The 21,604-nt window shown below is 58.1% G+C and carries 26 protein-coding genes and 1 tRNA gene; 10 read left to right on the top strand and 17 right to left on the bottom strand.

Annotation, left to right across the window (positions count from 1 at the left end; all coding sequences use genetic code 11):
* Positions 1–52: 52 nt before the first annotated feature.
* The 6 genes from GSF27_RS10020 to gcvH all read right to left on the bottom strand — a co-directional run bounded on the left by GSF27_RS10020 (position 53) and on the right by gcvH (position 3,811).
* Positions 53–865, bottom strand: coding sequence for a PhzF family phenazine biosynthesis protein (locus tag GSF27_RS10020; RefSeq protein WP_160968500.1), 813 nt, complete (start codon positions 863–865; stop codon positions 53–55).
* Positions 866–1,032: 167 nt separating this feature from the next.
* On the bottom strand, positions 1,033–1,491 hold the full coding sequence (gene rsd / locus GSF27_RS10015) for a sigma D regulator (RefSeq protein WP_160968498.1): 459 nt from the start codon (positions 1,489–1,491) through the stop codon (positions 1,033–1,035).
* A gap of 165 nt (positions 1,492–1,656) precedes the next feature.
* The gene (locus GSF27_RS10010) at positions 1,657–2,388 is read right to left on the bottom strand and encodes an LrgB family protein (protein WP_160968496.1); all 732 of its coding nucleotides are present in this window, start codon (positions 2,386–2,388) and stop codon (positions 1,657–1,659) included.
* Between the two features lie 7 nt (positions 2,389–2,395).
* Positions 2,396–2,734, bottom strand: coding sequence for a CidA/LrgA family protein (locus GSF27_RS10005; protein ID WP_160968494.1), 339 nt, complete (start codon positions 2,732–2,734; stop codon positions 2,396–2,398).
* Entirely contained in the window at positions 2,734–3,222 is a 489-nt protein-coding gene (locus tag GSF27_RS10000) for a disulfide bond formation protein B (protein ID WP_160968492.1), read from the bottom strand. Before GSF27_RS10000 ends, GSF27_RS10005 begins: the two co-directional genes overlap by 1 nt.
* 199 nt (positions 3,223–3,421) lie before the next feature.
* Entirely contained in the window at positions 3,422–3,811 is a 390-nt protein-coding gene (gene gcvH / locus GSF27_RS09995; protein ID WP_160968490.1) for a glycine cleavage system protein GcvH, read from the bottom strand.
* A 295-nt stretch (positions 3,812–4,106) separates the two neighbouring features.
* Between gcvH and GSF27_RS09990 the strand changes: the two genes are divergently transcribed.
* The 4 genes from GSF27_RS09990 (at position 4,107) to GSF27_RS09975 (ending at position 7,805) form a co-directional block, all read left to right on the top strand.
* Complete coding sequence (locus tag GSF27_RS09990) at positions 4,107–6,146, top strand: AsmA family protein (protein WP_160968488.1); 2,040 nt, start codon at positions 4,107–4,109, stop codon at positions 6,144–6,146.
* Between the two features lie 68 nt (positions 6,147–6,214).
* Positions 6,215–7,279: an A/G-specific adenine glycosylase gene (mutY, locus tag GSF27_RS09985; protein WP_160968486.1), complete on the top strand. Its 1,065-nt coding sequence runs from the start codon at positions 6,215–6,217 to the stop codon at positions 7,277–7,279.
* A 36-nt stretch (positions 7,280–7,315) separates the two neighbouring features.
* Complete coding sequence (locus GSF27_RS09980; protein WP_160968484.1) at positions 7,316–7,588, top strand: oxidative damage protection protein; 273 nt, start codon at positions 7,316–7,318, stop codon at positions 7,586–7,588.
* A 141-nt stretch (positions 7,589–7,729) separates the two neighbouring features.
* Positions 7,730–7,805: transfer RNA gene (locus GSF27_RS09975), tRNA-Phe, on the top strand.
* Between the two features lie 168 nt (positions 7,806–7,973).
* Here GSF27_RS09975 and GSF27_RS09970 read toward each other — a convergent pair.
* The 6 genes from GSF27_RS09970 to GSF27_RS09945 form a co-directional block, all read right to left on the bottom strand.
* Entirely contained in the window at positions 7,974–8,849 is an 876-nt protein-coding gene (locus tag GSF27_RS09970; RefSeq protein WP_160968482.1) for a Stf0 family sulfotransferase, read from the bottom strand.
* A 128-nt stretch (positions 8,850–8,977) separates the two neighbouring features.
* Positions 8,978–9,829 (bottom strand): glycosyltransferase family 2 protein, encoded by an 852-nt coding sequence (locus GSF27_RS09965; protein ID WP_160968480.1) that lies wholly within the window; start codon positions 9,827–9,829, stop codon positions 8,978–8,980.
* A 317-nt stretch (positions 9,830–10,146) separates the two neighbouring features.
* On the bottom strand, positions 10,147–11,019 hold the full coding sequence (locus GSF27_RS09960) for an alpha/beta fold hydrolase (RefSeq protein ID WP_160968478.1): 873 nt from the start codon (positions 11,017–11,019) through the stop codon (positions 10,147–10,149).
* A 111-nt stretch (positions 11,020–11,130) separates the two neighbouring features.
* Positions 11,131–11,976, bottom strand: a complete 846-nt coding sequence (locus tag GSF27_RS09955) for a PhzF family phenazine biosynthesis protein (RefSeq protein ID WP_160968476.1) — start codon at positions 11,974–11,976, stop codon at positions 11,131–11,133.
* Between the two features lie 293 nt (positions 11,977–12,269).
* Positions 12,270–12,635 carry an acyl-CoA thioesterase gene (locus GSF27_RS09950; RefSeq protein WP_160968474.1) on the bottom strand — a complete coding sequence of 122 codons (366 nt, stop codon included), beginning with the start codon at positions 12,633–12,635 and terminating at the stop codon, positions 12,270–12,272.
* A 79-nt stretch (positions 12,636–12,714) separates the two neighbouring features.
* Positions 12,715–14,208 carry a glycoside hydrolase gene (locus GSF27_RS09945; protein ID WP_160968472.1) on the bottom strand — a complete coding sequence of 498 codons (1,494 nt, stop codon included), beginning with the start codon at positions 14,206–14,208 and terminating at the stop codon, positions 12,715–12,717.
* A 167-nt stretch (positions 14,209–14,375) separates the two neighbouring features.
* Between GSF27_RS09945 and GSF27_RS09940 the strand changes: the two genes are divergently transcribed.
* Positions 14,376–14,750, top strand: coding sequence for a hypothetical protein (locus GSF27_RS09940; protein ID WP_160968470.1), 375 nt, complete (start codon positions 14,376–14,378; stop codon positions 14,748–14,750).
* 12 nt (positions 14,751–14,762) lie between these two features.
* On the opposite strand, the gene GSF27_RS09935 is transcribed toward GSF27_RS09940, so the two are convergent.
* From GSF27_RS09935 to GSF27_RS09925, 3 genes are all read right to left on the bottom strand, one after another.
* On the bottom strand, positions 14,763–15,527 hold the full coding sequence (locus tag GSF27_RS09935; RefSeq protein ID WP_160968468.1) for a sulfite exporter TauE/SafE family protein: 765 nt from the start codon (positions 15,525–15,527) through the stop codon (positions 14,763–14,765).
* Positions 15,528–15,575: 48 nt separating this feature from the next.
* Positions 15,576–15,974 carry a thioesterase family protein gene (locus GSF27_RS09930; protein WP_160968466.1) on the bottom strand — a complete coding sequence of 133 codons (399 nt, stop codon included), beginning with the start codon at positions 15,972–15,974 and terminating at the stop codon, positions 15,576–15,578.
* A 130-nt stretch (positions 15,975–16,104) separates the two neighbouring features.
* Positions 16,105–16,728: a cytochrome b/b6 domain-containing protein gene (locus GSF27_RS09925; protein ID WP_160968464.1), complete on the bottom strand. Its 624-nt coding sequence runs from the start codon at positions 16,726–16,728 to the stop codon at positions 16,105–16,107.
* 230 nt (positions 16,729–16,958) lie between these two features.
* Between GSF27_RS09925 and GSF27_RS09920 the strand changes: the two genes are divergently transcribed.
* Positions 16,959–17,468, top strand: coding sequence for a LuxR C-terminal-related transcriptional regulator (locus GSF27_RS09920; protein WP_202410374.1), 510 nt, complete (start codon positions 16,959–16,961; stop codon positions 17,466–17,468).
* A gap of 51 nt (positions 17,469–17,519) precedes the next feature.
* On the opposite strand, the gene GSF27_RS09915 is transcribed toward GSF27_RS09920, so the two are convergent.
* Together GSF27_RS09915 and cysQ are read right to left on the bottom strand one after the other, a co-directional pair.
* A complete protein-coding gene (locus GSF27_RS09915) occupies positions 17,520–17,744 on the bottom strand; it encodes a hypothetical protein (protein WP_160968462.1) in 225 nt (74 codons plus the stop codon).
* 119 nt (positions 17,745–17,863) lie between these two features.
* The gene (cysQ, locus tag GSF27_RS09910; RefSeq protein WP_160968460.1) at positions 17,864–18,694 is read right to left on the bottom strand and encodes a 3'(2'),5'-bisphosphate nucleotidase CysQ; all 831 of its coding nucleotides are present in this window, start codon (positions 18,692–18,694) and stop codon (positions 17,864–17,866) included.
* 187 nt (positions 18,695–18,881) lie between these two features.
* On the opposite strand from cysQ, the gene yrfG reads away from it, so the two are divergent.
* From yrfG to hslO, 4 genes are all read left to right on the top strand, one after another.
* On the top strand, positions 18,882–19,553 hold the full coding sequence (gene yrfG / locus GSF27_RS09905; protein ID WP_160968458.1) for a GMP/IMP nucleotidase: 672 nt from the start codon (positions 18,882–18,884) through the stop codon (positions 19,551–19,553).
* Between the two features lie 23 nt (positions 19,554–19,576).
* Entirely contained in the window at positions 19,577–19,963 is a 387-nt protein-coding gene (locus tag GSF27_RS09900) for an RNA-binding S4 domain-containing protein (RefSeq protein ID WP_160968456.1), read from the top strand.
* A 36-nt stretch (positions 19,964–19,999) separates the two neighbouring features.
* Positions 20,000–20,479, top strand: coding sequence for a DUF4124 domain-containing protein (locus GSF27_RS09895; protein WP_160968454.1), 480 nt, complete (start codon positions 20,000–20,002; stop codon positions 20,477–20,479).
* 117 nt (positions 20,480–20,596) lie between these two features.
* Positions 20,597–21,481 carry an Hsp33 family molecular chaperone HslO gene (gene hslO / locus GSF27_RS09890; protein WP_160968452.1) on the top strand — a complete coding sequence of 295 codons (885 nt, stop codon included), beginning with the start codon at positions 20,597–20,599 and terminating at the stop codon, positions 21,479–21,481.
* The last annotated feature ends 123 nt before the right edge of the window (positions 21,482–21,604 follow it).

The following is a 21,604-nucleotide window of genomic DNA, read 5'->3' as shown; positions in this document are numbered from 1 at the left end:
CTGCAGCGGTACCTGTGACCGCTGCAGTGCATTCTCTTACTTCTCTCCCGACTTATTCTTCCCCGACAATGATCTTACCCTGCAGGTAGGTAACCGCCTTGCCCTGCAAGTAGACTCGCTCGCCGTCCATTTCGCATTCCACCTTGCCACCCCGGGCCGACATCTGAAACGCGCGGAGTCGCTTCTTGCCCAGACGTTGTGCCCAGTAAGGTGCCAGCTGGCAATGGGCGGAGCCGGTGACCGGGTCCTCATTGATGCCAAAGGTGGGGGCAAAAAAGCGTGAGACAAAATCAAACTCTGCCGACGGTGCGGTGACAATAACCGCTTTGTCGCTGGCATTGGCGAGGCGACTGAAGTCGGGACGCAGCGCCGCGAGCTGGACTTCGTTGTCCACCACCAGCAGCCAGTAGCCCGCCTGTCGTGCCTCTACCAGCAGTGTGATGCCCAGCGCCGCCAGCATCTCCGCCGATGGTTCGGCAGGCGGACTGACACTGGCGGGAAAATTCATGCGCAGCTCGTCTGTACCCGCTTTCTCTACCACCAGCTCCCCACTGCGGGTATGAAAGCTCAGGCGTTCGGCGGTTTCGCCGCAGTGTTGCCAGAGGGTGTGCGCTGCTGCGAGGGTGGCATGGCCGCAGAGATCCACCTCCGTGGCCGGTGTAAACCAGCGCAGGCGATAGTGTCCCGGCTGGCTGTCGGCGATGAGAAACGCGGTTTCGGCGAGATTGTTCTCTTCGGCAATCTGTTGCAGCAGTGCGTCACTGAGCCAGTGATCGAGTGGAACAACCGCCGCCGGATTGCCGCTGAAAGCACGTTCGGCAAAAGCGTCTACCTGAAAGAGTTCGAAAGATTGCAGCGCAGGCATGGTCACATCCTCTGTGAGATTGGGAGAACTCCGGCGCGGAGTGAGCGGTTCAGCTTAACAGCCACGGTTGGCCGGAACAAAGACACCGGCCCCGGCAGGGACAGAATGCGGGCTGGGAATGCGCACGGCATCCGCTTGGGTGCCGTGGCGAGAGAGGGGCTGCGGAGCTAGCCGGGGAGCTTGTCCTGATGGGCGTAATGCAGCACTTCGATGATGCGGTCTTCGGCTTCAAAGCGGCTGGCCAGCACTTCTCCCAGGCGGGAGAGATCGCGCACCAGCGAATCGAGATCGTCGGTGGCCAGATACTTGTCGTTGAAGTCGAGGGCAAACTCGGTGGTGTTGTCGATGTTCTCAAACAGGGAGGCGGCTTCTTTCAGGCCGCTCTTGTCACCGAACTCCTGGCCTTCTTTTACCAGCTGGTCGTAGACCTCAAAGTGTCCGGCAGAGACGTAGTCCACCAGGATTTCACATATGCGCTGCAACTGGGCCGGGGCCTGGTCACCATCGGGGTTGTCCGACAGCGCGCAATAGTTAACGAGCAGTTGTTGCCGCTCCTGCAACCAGCGGTCGATGATGTCGCTGACGCCTCCCCAGCGCTCTTTGGCGGATGTGCAGTTCTCAAGCATTGTAGGTACATCCTCTTCGGTCGCGGTACTTCGGGGTACCGCTGGTCTGTATTTTTATCTGCCGGCGTTCCCGGTTGAAGATAGGGGATTCGGCTGCCGCGGGCAAGCCTGTTGACGCGTCATGCGTCAGGGGCAGGTTGCCTGGAAGCACTGCCTTGATGCCGGTCAATAGCCGAGCCAGTGGATCAGATAGGGCAGGGTCAGGGCGGTGAAGGTGCCGGTCAGCCCCATGGCCATAGTGGCGAAGGCGCCGCTGTCACTGCCAATCTCAAAGCAGCGGGCGGTGCCCACCCCGTGGGCATTGATACCCATCACCACACCCTGCAGGCGGGTGTCACCCAGGCGGCTCAGCCAGAAGACTGCCGGACTCAGCAACACGCCGAGAATACCGGTAAACACCACCACGCCAGTGGTGAGGGTCGCCATGGCGCCGATCTGGTCGGCGATACCAATGGCGATGGGCGTAGTGACCGACTTGGGAGCCAATGACAGCAGCACCTCGTCGCTGGCGCCCATGCCCCAGGCAATGCCGACGGCGATGGCGGGGGCGGCAAGCGCACCAAACAGCACCGTTACCAGAATGGGCATCGCCTGGCGTCGCAGCACATGGAATTCGTTGTAGAGAGGGATGGCCAGCGCCACGGTGGTGGGTCCCAGCAGGAAATAGATCAGCTGGTTAGCGTCGACGTAGTCCTGATAGCTGATGCCGGAGATTTTCAGCAGCAGCGCAATCACCACCGCACTCACCGCCACCGGGTGAATCAGGGCCGAGCGATTGCAGCGGTTATAGAGCCAGAGAGCGCCCTGATACACCAACAGGGTGAGCAGCAGGCCAAACAGCGGCTTCTGCGCCAGGCTGTCTGTGTAGTTGTGAAGATCCTGCAACAGGGTATCCATGGCAACCTCAGTGGCTCGAACCCAGGCGCCTGATCAGCCACGCACTCAACAGCATGGTGATAAAGGTACCGGCCACCATGGCGGCAATCACCGCCGGCCAGTGGCGCTGGATCTCCGGCGGCAGGAAAAACAGGCCCACACCGGCAGGCAGGAAGAACAGGCTGAGGTACTGCACCAGGGTCTGGGCGGTGCGCTGTACTTCCGGGGAGGGGCCGCGTTTGATGTGCAGCGCCAGCCACAGCAACAGCATACCGGCGACCGGGCCGGGAATGGGGCTGTGGGTGAGGGCTACCAGGATCTCGCCCAGCAGCTGGAACAGCAGCAGTACGATGATCCCCTGCAGCATCAGCGGTGCCGGATGATTTGCCAGAGGTTAAGGGCAATCAGGCCGGCGAAAGCCACGGCTACCCAGGCGGGCATGCTCAGGCCTAACAGGGTCCAGGAGACCTCGGCGCAGTTGCCATCACCGGCCAGCAACAGTTGCAGCGCTTCGCCCAGGGGAAAGTTTTCAAACATGTAGCCAAGGCCCGGGCCGCAGGCGGGAACCTGGTCTTCCGGCAGGCTCTGCAGCCATACATGACGCAGAGACACCCCGCCACCGACCCCGGCGAAGGCAATGGCGAGAAGCGCGTAGATGCGACGGCCCAGCTGCGCCGGGTTGTGGATGGCGGCAATCAAGGCGCAGAGGCTGACCGCAAACACGAACAGGCGCTGGGTAATGCACAGTGGACAGGGGTCCATGCCCTGGCCGTACTGAAAATAGAGCGCCGTGATATTGAGCGCGGTACAGCCAAAAAAGATCAGCAAAAAGGTGCTGCGAATACTGAGTGCCATGCTTCTTCCCCGTCAGTGAGCGGCTACACTAGGCGAAAAGGGAGTTCAGCACAAGTTGGCGGCTGCTGGCCACAAGACCATGGTCGCACGGGGATAAACGGCAGGAAAAGTGCGCTGCCGAGCGGCGGCTGTCAGCGTCAGGAAGGGAGCGGGGCGGGCACTCAGCGGCACCCGCCATACACAAACCAGGTGCGGAGGATTACTCCTCTTCGCACTGCGCCTGATAACCGGCGGCGTCCATGGCCTCGTCCAGCTCGGACAGGTTGGACGGCTTGACCTTGAAGAACCAGCCGTCGTCGTAGGGTGACTCGTTAACGGTTTCCGGAGCGTCTTCCAGAGCGGCGTTAACGGCGATTACTTCACCGCTGACCGGGGAGTAGATGTCGGAGGCGGCCTTTACGGATTCCACCACACCCGCTTCCTCGCCGGCGTTGACGGTGCTGCCCACTTCCGGGGTCTCAACGTAGACCACATCACCGAGGGCTTCCTGAGCGTGGTCGGTAATACCGATGGTCACGGTACCGTCCTCTTCTACACGCGCCCACTCGTGGCTGGACAGGTATTTCAGTTCTTTGCGAACTTCGCTCATGGTGGTTTCCTCAAAAGTCGTGGCCGGTATCCCGGTGGTGTCTGAACGCTGGACAGCCCGTTTCCGGTGCCCCTGAAAAGGGCGTAGTTTAGCCGGTTTTGCGGCCTCGTGAAACGCCACCGCGTACGCCGGCCCCGGGCGCGTGATGCCGGCAGGGAATCCTTACGCGCCGGTTCTGTCTGATGCATAGGATTGTTACACTCGGCGCCATCGCAGCGTCCTGCGACCGGGGCTGGAAGTCAGGAAAGGCCAGCAGTTGGGAAAGGCCGGAAGATGGGATAGGAGAGATAAGCGCGTGAAAGCTCTGTTGAAGTGGTCAGCCCTGTTGCTGGCCGGATTGCTGGGTCTGGTGGTTGTGGCACTGGTGGGGCTGCTGATGTGGCTGGACCCCAACGACTACCGCGACGAACTGCAGCAGCTGGCCGCGGAGCAGGGCATCCCCCTGCAGCTGCGCGGTGACCTTGGCTGGCAGCTGTGGCCACGGTTGGGCATCTCGGTCGGCGATGTCGAGCTGGGCGAGCCTGGCCAGCCCCTGTTGCAGGCCCGCAGCCTGTCCGGGCAGGTGGCGATCCTGCCGTTGTTCAGCGGCCAGGTAATTGTAGAAGCCATCTATATAGAAGGTGCTGATATCCGCCTGCAGGTGGCCGCCGATGGCAGCAGCAACTGGGACTTCCTGCTGCAGGACGAGAGCGTCGGCACAGCACCGGAGCCCGCTACCCAGGCTCCCGGAGCGGACACCGCCGACAGCGCCTCACCCCTGCAACTGGCGGTTGAATCCCTGCAGATTGTGGACAGCGCCCTGCGCTACGACGATCGCGCCCAGGACGTGGACGTCAGCCTTGATCAGGTACAGGTCACCAGCAGCGGCCTCAACCTCACCGGCCAGCCCTTTCGCTGGCAACACAGCATGCGCCTGCAACTGCCGGAGCGGCCCCCGCTGCTGCTGGGCACCGAAGGCCTGCTGGGGGTGAATCTGGAAACCAGTCAGCTGCAATTGCAGGACTTTACGGTGACAGCCACCGCCAACGACTCCCCCCTGAGTGTCCAGCTCAATGGCGAAGTCCTGTGGCAGACCCCGTCCGCCACATTGCAACTGGCCATGCCGCAGACCAACCTGGCGCAGTGGCTGACCCAGTGGCAGATCGAACTGCCCCCCATGGCCGCCGCCGATGCCCTGAACAAGGTATCGCTGCAGGCGGCGATCAGCGGCAGCGGCGAAGAGTGGCAAGTGCGTGACCTGGATATGGCCATGGACCAGACCCGCTGGCAGGGCCAACTCGCCAGCGGCGCCAAAGGGCTGTCGGCCACCCTCAGTGCGGACCGCCTTGACCTGGACCGCTACCTGCCATTGCCGGAGCCGGCGTCCGACCCCGGCTCCACGCCGGTAGTGCCTGCCAAAAGTGATGATCACCGGGTGGTACCGCTGCTCTCTGACGAGCCGCTGCCACTGGATGACCTGAAAACCCTGCACGCTAAAGCGGAGGTGCGCATCGGGGAGCTGGTCTACCAGCAGCTGCCGATGCAGAAGGTGGTGGTCAAACTGCTGGCGGACGGCAAACAGGTGGCGCTGCAGCAGCTCTCCACCAACCTGCAGGATGGTGGCCTCAAGGCCAGCGCCAGCCTGACACTGGACGCCCAGCCACTGCTGCAGGTCAACAGCAGCTTCACCCAGATGCCGTTGCAGACCCTGTTGACCACCTTTGCCGACGAGACGCGGTTGGCGGGCAAGGCCGATGGCGATGTGAAGATCACCAGCCGGGGCAACAGCCTGCGCCAGTGGCAGCAGCAGTTGGTGGGGGACATCAGCCTCCGCGCCAATACCCTCACCCTGGCCACCGTCGATGTGGAGCGCAGTGCCTGTGAACTGGCGGCGCTGGTGAACCAGGAGCCGGTGCCAGCCATCGTGTGGCAGAACCAGACCACCCTGCAGGATATGACCACCGACATCGCCATTCGCGGCGATAAGGTCACCGTCAGTAACCTGCAGGCCGGGGTGGAAAACCTGCGGGTGAAGACCACCGGCAAGCTGGGTCTCGACAACGGCAAGTTTGAATTCCCCTTGTCTGTCGCCTTCAGCGGCAGCGCCGATCCGGAACGGGATTGCCAGGTGCGTGACCGCTGGCGCAACCGCGACCTGCCGCTGCGCTGCAAGGGCAAGCTGCATGACCTGAGTGCCAAGGCCTGCCTGCCCGACAGCAAGCGCCTGGACGACCTGCTGCGCGATGAGGCCAAGGCCAAGGCTACCGAAAAGGTCCAGGAAAAACTGCAGGAGAAACTGGGCGACGAAGGCAAAGTCGTGGAAGATCTGCTCAAGGATCTTTTTAAGAAACGCTAACGCTCGATTCAAGAAATGCTAACGCCCGAGCCAGGTCGCAAAGGCAGTACAGAGATACAGCAACATTTATGAAGGCAACCGCAAACAACTTCGCGGCGCGTGTACTGGCGTGGTACGACCAGCACGGCCGCAAGGACCTGCCCTGGCAGCAACAGATCAACCCCTACCGCGTGTGGGTCTCCGAGATCATGCTGCAGCAGACCCAGGTCACCACCGTGATCCCCTATTTCCAGCGTTTTATGGATACCTATCCCGACGTCGCCGCACTGGCGGCGGCGCCCATCGACGATGTGCTGCACCTGTGGACCGGTCTCGGCTACTATGCCCGCGCCCGCAACCTGCACCGCTGCGCGCAGCAGGTGGTGGAGCTGCATGGGGGTGAATTCCCGGACTCGGTTGACGCCCTGGGCGAACTGCCCGGCATCGGTCGCTCCACCGCTGGTGCCATCGCCAGCCTCTCCATGAGCAAGCGCGCGGCCATCCTCGATGGCAACGTCAAACGGGTGCTGGCCCGCCACTTTGCCATTGACGGCTGGCCCGGCAAGTCCGATGTACTCAACAACCTCTGGGAGCAGGCCGAGGCCCTGACCCCGGCTAAACGCTGCAACCACTACACCCAGGCCATGATGGACCTGGGGGCGACCCTCTGCAGCCGCTCGCGCCCCGACTGCGAACGCTGCCCACTTGGCGACAGCTGCGTGGCCCGCGCCCAGGGCAACCCACAGGACTACCCCGGTAAAAAGCCCGCCAAAGAGAAACCGGTGAAAGCCGTGCAGATGCTCATGCTGCGCAACCCCCAGGGCCACTGGCTGCTGGAACAGCGCCCGGCCAGCGGTATCTGGGGTGGCCTGTGGAGCTTCCCGGAACTGGCCTCCGACGCCGACCCCGCCGGCTGGCTGGCTGGCGCCGCCGGCGGCAGCATCCATGTGCTGGAGGTCTGGGACAGCTTTCGCCACACCTTTAGCCACTACCACCTGGACATCACCCCGGTGGTGGCCGACTGTGCGGCGGTGAACGGCATCGGAGAGCGCCCCTATTGCTGGTATGATGTGCGCCAACCTCCGGCCGTCGGGCTGGCGGCACCGGTCAAAGGCCTGCTGCAAAAGCTGCAGCAGCTGGATCCGGTGCGCTGACCCCGGGGCCCCAGTCACACCCGCAGGAAATACGTCATGACACGCACCGTCTTTTGCCGCAAATACCAACAGGAGATGGAAGGGCTGGATGCGCCACCCTATCCCGGTCCCAAAGGGGTGGATATCTACGAACACGTCTCCAAACAGGCCTGGCAGGAGTGGCTGGACCACCAGACCATGCTTATCAACGAGAAGCGCCTCAATATGATGGACATGACCGCCCGCACCTACCTCACCGGCCAGATGGAGAAGTTCTTCAGCGGCGAAGCGGTGGACGGCGCCGACGGCTACGTGCCGCCGGAGGAGTAATCAGGCCCACCGGCCGCCCGACTGGTTAAATCCTGAACAGTTGGCCCGCCGGGGCCAAAATTTTAGGGGTCGGGCTTGACGCCGTAGGGACGAAACGGTTTAATACGCGCCTCTTGTGATCTCCTCGGTGAGAAACACAACGCCCGGATAGCTCAGTCGGTAGAGCAGGGGATTGAAAATCCCCGTGTCGGTGGTTCGATTCCGCCTCCGGGCACCATCTTTAAAAAGGCTCTGCAGCGATGCAGAGCCTTTTTTGTATCCGGCTTCGCCAGATCTCCGCTACTGTTTTCACCTTTTGGTGGGGCCGCTCTGATGTTCCTGTATTCGTCGTAGTGACCGTTTCCGTTCTCTGGTGGGTAGCTAATTAGCGGGAACCCAACCCGTATTAGCCCTTAAACAGAGTGAGCTTTCTTAGTAATCTATTTAACAGATGCTTGTCATTATCATGCTTCTTTTCTGGAGCGTGGCCTTCACCTTCTGTGTCAAAAAATTCTCTGGTAAATCGGCTGATCCAATCCTTATTCAATTCCGAGCTTTGCTGTTTCAAAGATGGATTGATAGCTAAGTTCTGGTGGAATGTTTCCGGCAGAACCCGGCGCAAGGCCGATGCAGGATCCTGTACGAAATCTTCGTAAATAAGCTCTATCACATCCAGATTTTCTGATGACAGGAAGGAGTCTGTCAGCAGGTTCTGATATTCAAGTCGCTGCAATTTATTTTTGATGTTCTGGAATGAATATACAGGTGCGCTCTCAGACTTAAATTCACTGCTCCATCGTCCAGATTGGCTGGCGATTTCGTAGGACACCGCTTGTGCAATTACATTGCGTCTCCGGACTCTCACATAGACACTTTCGGCTCTCGGAAGATGATTTTTCAACTTACTAAAAAGCGGTAGATGGTGCCCGTGTAAGTTTATGCCGAGCCACCCACTCTCCAAAGTTCTGTGTCGCGCCAATTGTTCTATAAAATGCGATTTATCCAGTACACCATCTTTAATGCAATCCCACCTTCTCGCGAGAAGTGGCAAATAGTCGTAAGGCTGGAAATACTCATGAGACAAACAAAAACCGGATTTATAAAGCAGATCACAAATCATTGTGCTGCCTGATCTTGGTGTGCTCAAGAGGACAAAGATCCCTTTGAGTTCGTTTACATTCCCTGTGTCATAGCGAACATCGATAAAATCTGACTCGGGTATCTTGGCGATCGCAGTGTTGATCCGCTTATCAGTGATTAGGATGTCGTTGCTGTCGATCATGGAATACCCCGACACGGTTACTTATCTTGGGTCTGTAAAAACGATTGAGAATGCTGTCTCAATTGTTAAGAATATTTTTTTTGCTCTGAGTGCAATCGCTACGAAGTGTGCGCCCGAATCAGATAGGGCTAGGACAGAAATTTATCCCTGATTCGGCTAATTAATCCGGATCTCTCTTTTTGCGATACATTGATAGTTGTCAGCTTTTCGGATCTTACAAACTCGGGAATTACTCCCCACTTTTCAATAAACCGGTCTCGGTCGATATCTTTGTTCTGATAGTGACGTGAGGATTTTGATAAATAGGGAACTGGCTGGTGATAAAATACCGCCCCGGTATGCGCACCTACTTTGATTTTGTTCAGCATACATTGGTAGAAAAAGTCATATAGCTCGAAAAAGAAATCATAGCGCTCGTCAAAATTGACCTTGGAAAAAATAGCGGTCTTCACCAGCAGGGAAGCCTGCACGTCATCCAGTCGTATTACTGAATCAGATAGAGGAGCTTCAACAGAACATTTCAGGATCATGTTCTTCTCTTCATGCCTTGCTTCGGTAAACAGGAAACCAATGGGTCGGGTAGCTTTGTCTTCGACCCACAAGCCGGACATGATGTCAAAGTCGCCGTCTATAAGAGCCCTGTACATTTTCTCAATTGAACCTTGTTGGACTACCAGGTCATCATCCAGAAAGAATACGTATTCGGTAGCTATTTCCTGGGAGAGGATTTTCCGGGCTTTACCAGGTGGAATGTTGTAGTCGTATTTGAGGGTCTGGATCTCTGGAAATTCATTGAAAATAGCCTCGTATCCTTTTAATACCTCAACGTCTGCGTCAGATGCAGTGCTGTCAAGAACTATTATTTGGCATAAATCTCCAGTATTGCTCAAGATAGACTGGATGCATTTCTTAAGCGAATGCGGTCGACCATTGGTTGGTATCGCAAAAGTGATCTTTGTTAAATCATTCCGAATTTCCATACAACATTTCCGCATTCAAATTTTTAAGCAGCGCTAATGATATCCTGATACGTGTCTGGCAACGATACTGGGAAAGTGTCCAAAACTGACGTTTGTGAGAGGGATCTCCAGATTCGGTATCGCAACAACAGCAGGCAGGCTTTTTGTTCAAAAATCAATCAATTCAAGGCTGAGCCCTTTAAGCACTAAAGATCTCAGTGAAATTTCAGTAATGTTTATAAATTGGCATATCTCTAAATTAGCTAAGTTCTGGCCTGCCAATCTGCTGAAAGAATGGATTCTTTCAGACAATTTTTCTGATGCCTGGAGGCTGTTAACTAGTTGAGTAAGAAAAATCTTACGGAATCGACAAACTCAGACGTTTGGTCATGATGAATCCAGTGTCCTGACTCTTCGAATTTCATGGTTGTAACGCTTTTAAAGTTCTTCGCATTGCCATCTTCCGCCGGATTGGTGGTCCAGCTTTTAGGGCCCCAGCAAAGTAACGTCTCTGCAGCAATCTCTCGCCAGTATTCACTCAGGTGAATAGCAAAATCCTCTGGATGGAAAAGTCCCGCACGTGGATCGTATTTCCAGCCGTATTGATTTCCATGCTGGCGCAGGCCATGTTCTGTGAGGTGCCTGGCTTGTTCTTCAGAAAGGTTCTTGTGCACTGCCATCATGCGCTGTACGGCGTCATCCACCGAATCAAAACGGCGAGGTTCTTTGTTGTAGGCGACTTGGCGCTTTTCCAGCCAGTCCCGGCTGCGGTTGAGGTTGCCCTGCTTGTCCCAGGCTTCCAGCGCCGGGCGGGTAGGGCCCATGCCGTCCACCAGCACCAGCTTTTTGACCCGTTCGGGGTAAAGACCGGAAAACCGGGCAGAAGGATTGCCACCCAGAGAGTGGGCGATAATGTTGAACTTCTCTGCTCCCAACGCTTCTGTCAGACGCACAAAATCTTCCAGGTAGTAGGCGGTGTGGTAGCTGCCATCCGGCGACCAGTCGCTATCGCCATGCCCACGCAGATCCACCGCTACCACATGCCACTGATCACACAGGCTCCGGGCTACCCAGTCCCAGCTGCGGGCATGGTCGTGCATGCCGTGAACCAGGATCAGCAGAGGGGCGTCCTCGTTGCCCCAGTCCAGGTAGTGCAGTTTCAGGCTGGAAGAGTAGAAATAGCGGGAGGCAGGCTCTTGGGTGTTATTCATTTTGATCGGCGCCCTGGATTTATCTGGTCAGCCGGAAAGGATAACAGCAGAGGGCGAGTGATGCAGGGCCTTTTTTGTTTCTGCTCCCGGCAAGCCTCAATTCGCTTCCGATTAATCGACGAAGGTAATCTCGGCAACCTTAACCACATTGCCACTGACGCGGATGTTTTCAATATCTTGGCCAACCAGATCCAAATGGATCAGGATCTCACTGGGCCGGTTCAGAAAGCGCCCCTGATGCAGCGTGAGTACTGTGTCTTCAATCAAACCATGTTTGAACAGATAAGCGGCTGCGGGGCCAGCGGCACTTCCCGTCGCAATATCCTCCATATTGCCCTGGTTGTCCCAGGTTCTGCCCTCCAGTGTGAGAACATCCAGCACGTACAAAAACTTGGCGCCAAACGGCGCTATCAGCGGTTCCAGGTCTTTAACGTTGAACGTAATCGCTTCCAAGTGCGAAGTAACCGGAAGAATCACATAGGGTAGGCCTGTAGTTATTACCTCTGAACGGAGCGCCTCTTGTTCTGGTGGGGTCAGGTTAAGGGCAGTGTATAAAGGCAAGGATTCCCTGCTGGATAACGCATACAGGAATTCAGGCTTTCCCTGATTCATAGCAGCGGTAAAGCCGTCCGTGCTTCTGGTGCTGGTCAGAGTAACTGCTTTGGTGTTGGTGTGCACAATCCACTCGTGAGCAGGTTCAGATCCATAGGTCTCGTGAAGGTAGTAAGCCAAGCCGAGCAATGGATGGCCTGCAAAATCCAGCTCTTCTTCTACGGTAAAAATTCTCGCGTGAAACTGGTTATTTACACGCTGCAGAAAAATAGACTCAAACTGCCGCATCTCCTGAGTCCAGGCGAACATCTCTGCGACAGATAGATTGCCACACTCTGAAAAGATGGTCAGGCCATTGCCACTGAGTTTTTCATTGGAAAAAACATTAACGAGGGAGCATTTCATGGCTTTCTGATTTTCCCTTTGTTTAGTCCTGTTTGGCAGGCAGTTAGCTACAGTCTATTAAAATGGTTTTAGTTCACAAGCTTGGAGCGTTAGCGGAAAGATTTTCCCTGCCTGCTTGCTTTTGTTAGGAATTTTGGGTCGCCACATTTACAAAATAATCCCAGTCATCATCTGGATGAAGAAACTCTATACCAAGTAGGGAGGTTAATTCAGAAGAATGGCTAATCGCGTCATCCTTATCCCTGCTCAGGGAAATCTTACATCTATTTTTATAGGCAGCTTCAATGTCCAAATTAATGTTGAACCTGTCCATGTGGAACAGGCTTCCCATCCTCGTCCAAATTTACAAATACAATATTTTCAATCTCAATAATCGTCTGCTTGGTTTGCAGGTTGCGAACCAGCGCATGCAGGGTAATAGAGCTTGTCCCTACTTTGCCGATAGCCAGCCCCATCTCGATCACTTCGCCCAATTTTGCCGAGCTGACAAAGTTCACTTCTGAAATGTATTTGGTCACCAGGTGCTTGTCGTGGCCCAGTTGGCACATGGCAAAGATGGCGGCTTCGGCGTCGATCCAGCTCAGCAGTCGGCCACCGAAAAGGCTGCCGTTGGGGTTGAGGTCTTCGGGCATTACCCATTTGCGGCTGAAAAACTTCATGGTTTGGTTCCGTCATTGACAATGCAGGAGGTCAGTGTGCCGCAGCTGGCTGGTGTATGCCAGTCAGAGAGATGAGGGCTCAGAGCTGGCAGTGCCAGAAACTGATGCTGTAGGGAGGCAGGTTGCCGTCAAATGGCTGGGTGGGAAAGTCAGCGAGTTGTATTCTGCCGCTGTTGAATTTCACCTTCATGCCGTTGATGCGCACGCGGCGGCTGACGACGGTTTTGGCCGTCATGACGTAGCCCTGGCGTATGCTGGTTTGCAGTTCGCGGTTGAGGTCGAGTTGTACTGCCTGGTCGTGAAGGTTAATAAGCATCAGTGTCTTGCCTTCACCATTGCGCGCGCTGTGCAGATAGCAGCGCAGGCTGGTATTGCCACTCTCCACAGCAAAGACCTGCTGCCCCATCATTTGCCCCCACAACCAGCTGACCCAGTAGTCCGGTCGGGGTTTCAGGGTCAGTCGCGCCACCATACCGTAGTCACCGCCGACCAGCGATTGACGCACCATGACTTTCTGTCCGCAGCGGGCACCCATGCCCAGCTGGTCAGCCCACCAGAAGCTGGAGGCCCAGCGGTCGGACAGTTCCGGCTGGCCACCGCACTGGGCGGATCCGGTTTCGCCGGTCCAGAGTTCGGCTTGTGGCTGGAAACGGTCACGCAGTTCCGACAATTTGTGGCTGAACTTGCGATAGTCCTCGAAGGATTTTGGGTTGAGCAGGTGCCGCAAATGGGCGGCGCGGGTGCGTAGCGGGCTGCGTTCACTCTGGAATGGGTAGTAGTGCCAGTCGACGATATCCAGCCGGGTTTTCAGCGAAGAGAGAAAGCCGGGGGTGATGTTGCTGATGGGACGAATGGTCTCACCCAGTCGCGGCCAGAAGGCGCTGCCCGGACCGCAAAGCCGGGCGTTGGGAAAATGCGAGAGTACCAGTACGCAGAAGCGATCGTAGTCTTGTGCCAGTCGTTTGGCGCGGGGCTGTGAAAGCAGGCCGTGGAAAGCCCAGTAGGCGTTGAGTTCGTTGCCCAGTTCAAACACATCAATGTTGTAACCCTGCTCACTGCTGTATTGCAGAAGAGTGTTGAGTTCGTCGCCGCGCCAGCTGCCGTGATGGCGTCGATTAAACAGGCCGTACTTGCAGGTGAACATAAAGCGCAGGTCGTTGCGCTGAATAAAGGCGTGCAGGTTGTCCCACTGGTCACGGGTCAGGATGAGGGGATCGTCTTCGTCGGCGGGCGCGTTAAAGTAGTGGATCTTGTCCGCTTCGGAGCCGCCTATGCGCAGGTAAGCCGGGCCGAGAAGTTGTACCAGTTTGTCGAGTTTTTTCAGGTCCAGTTGAATAGGGGGCACGCGCAGTGTACCGAGGCCACGCTTTACATCCAGTGCGCCCTCCCACCAGAAGCCTCCAGCCAGCAGGGAGATATCAATGGAGAAGGAGAGGTAGCGTTCGTCCACCTCTGCGACCGGTTGCCAGTGTTGCAGGGTGACGGTAATTGGTTGGGCGGGAAGGGCGCGGGTGGGGGAGCGTAGCCAGGTGACGATACTGCGCCAGGGATTGTGTGTAAGTAGGGAAATCATTCTGGGCAGGAATTCCATCTGGCTTGCAGCGGTCAAGTCACATGGCAGTGAAGCACAGTAATGGTTGCAGCTTTGTGACAGGGAAGCGGTGCTTGGGGCAGTGTCAGTACCGGGCTATGCTGATGGAGGCGGTGTACAGAAGGAAACGATCATTCAGGGAGGATGAGATGGACACACTGATCTTTAACAAAGTCGGTAACTACATCAACGCACTGGTTGCCTTTATTGTTCTGCAAGGTTTGGCCTACGCCTTCTATTTCGGTTCCAACACGGTGTTCAATTGTGCTGTGCACGTCAGTAAATATCTGGCGGAAACGCTGTCGGCGCTGTTTTTACTGGTGGCGCTGCTGGGCGTGTATGGGGTCAGGGCGCTGGGCAGAATAGAAGCGACGCTGGCGCCGGAGTACGCGGGCATACTGCGGCGTCTGACCCGCGGCAAGATAGTGGTGGTGTTGCTCTTCGGGCTTTTCCCGGCCTTGCTGACGTTCTGCTACGGCGTGTTGGGGGCCGTGCCCGCCTTCTGCAGTTCGTTGGTGTCCTGAGACTTTACCGGCTCAGAGGCTTTTCAGAATCAGGCCCGCACCTACCAGAATGGTAATGACCTCGAACGCCCGCTTGATCAGGCGGTTGCCGTATTTAATGCCGATGGTCGCGCCCAGGTAGCCGCCCAGCACGGAGCCCAGCAGCAGTGCCGGTAACCAGCTCCACTGCACCGGTGCCTGCAGTGCCAGGGTAAAGGCACCGGTGGCGTTCCAGAAGAGTCCCACCAGAATCATGGTGTGGGCGGTGGCGCGTTTGAAGTCAAAACCGAACCAGAGGATCAGCCACAGGGTGACAAACATGCCGGTGCCGGAGGTGAGGGAGCCGTTAAAAAAGCCGAGGCAAAACAGTCCCAATGCGCCGACGATAAAGCCGTGCAGGTCACGATGTTGTGGCCGGTGTTCCTGCCCCAATTGCTTTTTAAACAGGGAATAAAAACCGAGTGCGGCGGTCAGCACGCCCAGCGCAATTTGCGCGGCCTGTTCCGGAATGCTGAGGATGGTGTTGGCGCCCAGCACCACGCCGGGCAAGCCGGCGGCCAGCATCAGCAGGGCAAAGCGCATTTCCGCGTAGCCGGAGCGGGAGTGCTTGAGGGTGGCGCCCACACCCAGGGCCACGGTGGCAATCTTGTGGGTGGCCAGCGCGATGCTGAATGGCAGGCCCAGGAAGATCAGTGCCGGCAGCTGCAACAGTCCCGCGCCGCCGCCCGCCATGGAGGAGAGGGCGTTGGCGACCAGCGAGACAATAAACAGCAGTGGCTGTTCCAGATAGGGCGACATGGGATGGCGTTCCGGCAAAAAGCCGGCAGTTTACCGCAAAGGCGAACCTCAGGCTGGGTTGTTGTAGTCCGAGGCTTCCCAGTCGGTGGGCAGGGCCTGTGACTGGCGGGTGGTTTTGTTGAAGCCCACGCTTACCAATGAGCTTTTGGCAGAGAGCTTGCCGTTGGCGTAGATCTCGGCATCGATGGTGAGGCTCTTGGTGCCGACGCGGGAGCACCAGGTGACCACTTCAATGGTGTCGCCGTAGAAGCACTCTTTCAGGTAGTCGAGGTTGAGGTTGGCCACCACAAACGGCTCGTAATAGCCGGTCTGGCGATTGATCTCGTTGAAGAAATCCAACCGCCCCAGTTCCAGGTAGACCACGTAGTTGCTGTTGGAGATATGGCCGAGGGCATCGGTATCGGAGTAGCGGGTTTGAACTTTGGTTCTGACAACAGGCAGTTTCATGGTCGGGGCAGGTATCCGTCAGGGCGGCCCGGGATGGCTTTGAGGCGATCAGGCGGGCCGGGGCATCTCATGTATAAGCCCGCCATTGTCGCAATTTTTGCCCGCGGGATAAACGCAGGATCTGGTGTGGCTATCGGGGTGGCTGCTTGTAACCGCTGAGCATGGCTTTTACCAGCGATTCGCGGTGCAGCCTGCTGGAGAAGATCACGCCGGCTACATGCAGCAGAATCAGCAACAGCATCAGGTTGACCGACGCTTCGTGGATCTCTTCCCACAGCTCTTCGTCCTCGTCATCTGCATGCTTCTTCCGTCTGTCATGGTCGTCACTGTCGGCCTGGGCAGTCGGTACCAGCAGTGCGGCGGGAGCGGTGGCCAGAGGCCCTTTGCCTTCTTCGACGGCGTAGAGTTTCATACCGCTGAAGGTGGTCAGCAGCAGGGTGGCGAGCAGGGCCACTACCATGAGGCCACCGAGGGGATTGTGGCCGCTGTAGTGGGCAGGGTTACCCTGCAGCAGGCTTTTGCTGTAGCTGATAATGGTCGCCGGGGAGAAGATGAAATCCCGGAAGCGGGCATGGCGGCTGCCAATGAACCCCCACAGGATACGTGACAGCACCAGCGCCGTAATCAGGTAGCCTGAGTAAATATGCACGATGCTTTCGGATTCGCCGGTGGCATAGCTGAAGGCAAACAGCGCTACCAGCGACCAGTGGAACAGCCGGACAAATTTGTCCCAGACATAAACAGGTGGGTTCATACGTTTCTCCAAGATGCGTGCGGCGCGACCGGGCTGCTGACGGCACAGGACCGGGCCAGCCAAGGGCCCTGAATCAGCATCCATTAACCGGGATCAAGTGCCGCGATGGGTGAGGCGTTAGGATGTGGGCTGGCAGCGTTGCGGGCATCGGGCATCTGCCGGAGCGCCCCTGATTACGCATAAGACATTTGCCCTATGGGCTAACCTTCTGACTTTAAAGGTATTTTCGAATGCATCGGTTAACGCAGGAGCACCTGATTATGGTGTTTGTAGCGCTGGTGGCCCTCGCCAGCGGCGGGGATATGCTGGCGGACCTCGCTCACGGGGCAGACAGGGCGCACCTGTTGCAGGAGGGGTTGCTGTTGGCCCTGGCGCTGATGATTCTGTTGTGGCTGTGGCGCGACCACCGCAGCCAGCGTCGGGCATTGGTTGCGTTGCAGCAGGAGCTGGAGCAGATCCGCAGTCGCCCGGAGCCCGAGTCGGCACAGGTGTTGAGCGTGCGCCAGCATTTCAGTGCGGCCATCAACGATCAGTTCGGCCGCTGGCAGCTGACCCCGAGTGAGGCGGAGGTGGGGCTGATGTTGCTGAAAGGCTACAGCCTGAAAGAGGTGGCCATGTTACGTGGCACGGCGGAGCGAACCATACGCCAGCAGGCGTCGGCGATCTATCAGAAGTCGGGGGTGTCTGGCCGTCATAGTTTCGCGGCCTGGTTTCTGGAGGATCTGCTTACGCCTCAGTGAGGCGCAAGCGTCCGGGGTAACGCTCTGGGCTTCCTTACACAGAGGTATTGCTTAACAGTGGTATTGGGGTGGCAGGCTGGCCAGCATGCCGCGACGGGAGTGAATCATCTCCCGGTAGGTCTGTTGCAGGGAGTAGTCACGGTTGTTATCACCAACGCGCAGCTGTTCCAGTTGGCGCTCCAGGCGGGTGATCTCACTGATCAGCTGCTCGCGCAGGTAGTGCGTGGACTGGTGGTCGATATTAACCAAGGGTTGTGCTGTGGGGTGTGTGGCCATGTAGCTTCCGCCTCCTGATAACCGGGCCGAATCCTGGCCCAGCTGTCAGCATAGCGACTTGCGGCTAAATTGCACCCCTACGATGGTCGGTTGTGGCGCGACAATCCGCACGCGGCGGATTATTGGCGCAATAAGCTTTCCCAATCGTAGCTGTTGTCGCCAATCACATAGAAGAAAGGGTTCAGCAGGCTGTCCTTCTGGTTATAACGCAACAGGTTGAGGTCGATATCCACCACGGTGCCGCCGGCGGCTTCCACCACGGCCTGGGCGGCGGCGGTATCCCACTCGCTGGTCAGCGCCAGGCGGGGGTAGAGGTCAGCGGCGCCTTCGGCCACCAGGCACAGTTTCAGCGAGCTGCCCATGTTCTTCAGCTCCACTTCACCCAGGGCGTTGCCGATACGGCCCAGCAGCGCGTCCACCGCTTCGGCACCGTGGCTGCGGCTGGCCACTACGCCTACGGAACCACCGCTGGCCTGGACATCGGCAATACGACGGGTCTGGATGGCCTGGCGGCCGTCGGTGGTGATCTTCTCGGCACCGACGCCTTTCAGGCCGGTGTAGGTGATATCCAGCACCGGCACGTGTACCACGCCCAGCACCGGTTCGCCGTTCTCTACCAGCGCCACGTTAACGGTGAACTCGCCGTTGCGCTTGATGAACTCCTTGGTGCCATCCAGCGGGTCGATGATCCAGTAGCGGTCCCAGCCGCTGCGGGTGGCGAAGTCCGGTACCTTGCCCTCTTCGGAGAGCACCGGCACGCCGTCCAGCAGGCCGGTGAGGACGGGCTCGAGGATGGCGTGAGCGGCCAGATCGGCGGCGGTGACGGGGGAGTCGTCGGCCTTGGTGTCGATCTCCATGCCCTCGGCATCGGCGTAGACCTTGAGAATGGCTTCGCCGGCCTGCTTGCTCAGCGCCACGACTTTATCCAGCAGTGCTTGATCCAGCTGCATGTTGGCTTCTCCTCGAACGTAAAAAGCCGCAAGTATAGCGGATTTGCCTGCAGATACCCTGCTGCTGAGGTGTTGAAATGCGGCCAACGGCATCGCCAGAGAGCAGTGACAGGGGCTGCTGCCCGGGCAGAAATCGTCGCTTTCGGGCATACTGTGGGGGTTTTCACTGCTGAATCAGGTTGTACGGATGGTCGACATCAACTGGGCAGAGATCGATACGGTGTTGCTGGATATGGACGGCACCCTGCTGGATCTGCACTTCGATAACTACTTCTGGCTTACCCACCTGCCCAAACGCTACGCCGAGACCCATGGCGTGGACGAGGCCGAGGCCATGGAGAAGCTGCACGCTCACATCAAGGCTCATGAAGGTACCCTCAAGTGGTACTGCCTGGAGTTCTGGTCCGAGTCCCTGCAGCTGGATGTGCGGGCGCTGAAGGAAGAGGTAAAGGACAAGATCGCTGTGCGGCCCTTCGTGATGGAGTTCCTGCAAGCGCTGCGGGCCCACAATAAAAGGCTGGTATTGATCACCAACTCCCATCCGCAGGGGTTGGACCTGAAGCTGCAGGTGACCGAAATCGATCGCTGGCTGCACATGGTGATCTCCTCCCACGAATTCCAGCAGCCCAAGGAGGCTCAGGAGTTCTGGCAGATGCTGCACCAGCGCGAACCGTTTGATCCCGAGCGTACCCTCTTTATTGACGATACCGTCCGCATTCTCGATTCCGCCAAACAGTTTGGTATCCGCCACCTGCTGTGCCTGCACCAGCCGGACAGCCAGCGCGAGCACCGCGGCATCACCGAGTACCCGGCCATTCACCACTTCGACGAGATTATGCCGTCGCTGGAGCAGAGTTGATGGGCGCGCAGGTTACGGGCGGGATGGAAAAGGTCCGCATCGATAAGTGGCTGTGGGCGGCGCGTTTCTTCAAGACCCGCAGCCTGGCCAAGCAGGCGCTGGAGGGTGGCAAGGTGCACTGTGACGGTCACCGGGTCAAAGCCAGCAAGGATTTGCTGGTGGGGATGGAGCTGACCATACGCCAGGGTTGGGATGAGAAAACCGTGCAGGTGGTGGCCCTGTCCGACCAGCGTCGCGGTGCGCCGGAGGCAGCGGCTCTCTATAAGGAGACCGAGGCCAGTGTGACGAAACGGGAGGAGGAGGCGGAGCGCCGCAAAGCCCTGCGCGGCCTGGATCTGGGACCGGTACAGCGGCCCAATAAAAAGCAGCGCCGCCAGATTCACCGCTTCCGGGAGCAGGGGCACGACTGAGGCGGCTTGCCCCAAAAACTCAGGAGAGGAAGTCCTGTGCAGCGAAGGGTAAAGGCATTTGGGCATCTATGGCCGTTGGCAGGAGTACTGATAGCAGCACTTGGTGGCGTCAGTCCGGCGCTGCAGGCGGAGATTTATCAGTGGCGTGACGCCCAGGGCAAACTGCACTTCAGTGACAAGAAGCCCGAGCGGGAGAGTGCCGAGGAGATCTCCGGCCAGCTGGCCCCCCTCAATCTGGACGAGAGCGCGGCGGAGCAGTCGCGGCTGGGACAGGTGTTCCGCGGCGAAACCCCGGAAGAGCGGCAGTGGCGCCAGCGCCAGGAGAGCGAAGCGCGGGCGGCGGAGCAGGAGCAGGCGCAGCGCTGTGATGAAATGCGCCGTTATCTGCAGGCCATCAGCGGCCCGGTCTATTTTGAGCGGGAGGACGGCAGCACCTACGATGTCAGCGTACAGGAGCAGCAGCGCCGCATGCGGGCCGCTGCGGCGCAGATTGCGGACGAGTGCGACCCTGATTGAGCTGCCGGTAGCGGCTGTCCGGCGGTGCTGCCAGCGGATCCCGGCGGCAGGCTACCGGGCGCCGGCCCGGGCGTGATAAAATCCCGTTTCGATTTACCCCCCAGGGTTTGACTGACTATGCCATCCCGCGACCTGTTACACCGCTTCCTGTTCGATAAAACCGATATCCGCGGTGAAATTGTCACCATGTCCGACAGCTACCAGCAGATTCTGGCCAACAACAGCCAGCTGCATCCGGTGGTGCAGGCGCTGCTGGGCGAGTTTGTGGCGGCCGCCAGCCTGCTGGCCAGCTCCCTCAAGTTTGACGGCATCATCACCCTGCAGGCCCGGGGCGATGGCCCGCTGCCGCTGATCATGGCGGAGTGCACCCACCAGCAGACCCTGCGCGCCATTGCCCAACCAGAGTCCGACGCCGATTTTGATGCCCTTGAGGGTGAGGATCTGCAGAAACTGGTGGGTAAGGGAATGTTGGCTATTATTATCGAGCCGGAGAAAGGCGAGCGTTATCAGGGGATTGTGCCCCTGGACAGCAGCAGCCTGGCCGGCTGCCTGCAGCACTATTTCGACCTCTCGGAGCAGCTGCCCACCCGTTTCTGGCTCTCCAGCGATGCCCGCACGGCCACCGGCCTGATGCTGCAGGCGCTGCCACAGCAGGTGGCCAGTGCCGAGGAGAACGCCGAACAGTGGAACACCTCGGTGTTGCTGGCGGATACGGTAAAGGAGGAGGAGCTGCTGCAGCTGGATCACCAGGAGCTGATCCACCGCCTGTTCCACGAGGAGAGGGTGCGCCTGTTCGACCCGGTGCCACTGGAGTTCAGCTGCAGCTGTTCCCGCTCCAGGTCCGCCAACGCCTTGATTTCCTTGGGCCGGGAGGATGTGGAAGCGCTGATTGCCGAGCAGGATCTGATTACCATCGACTGCAAGTTCTGCAACCAGAGTTATGTCTTTGGCGCCCCTGATCTGGACGAGATTTTCGGCGACCGGACATCGCCCCTGCACTGATTAAAAAAACGGCATGTCGGAGGTGCCATGCCGAATAATTTCTGACATAATGGCGCCCCCAAAAATTCCCTATTGCCTGCCGGCGGTGCATCGGCAGGTAAAACAACAAAAATATCGAGTTTT

This window comes from Pseudomaricurvus sp. HS19, assembly GCF_009857815.1.
Taxonomy (GTDB): Bacteria; Pseudomonadota; Gammaproteobacteria; order Pseudomonadales; family Cellvibrionaceae; genus Pseudomaricurvus.
Note: the sequence above shows the minus strand (reverse complement) of the source record. Positions and strands in the feature narration are given on the sequence as shown.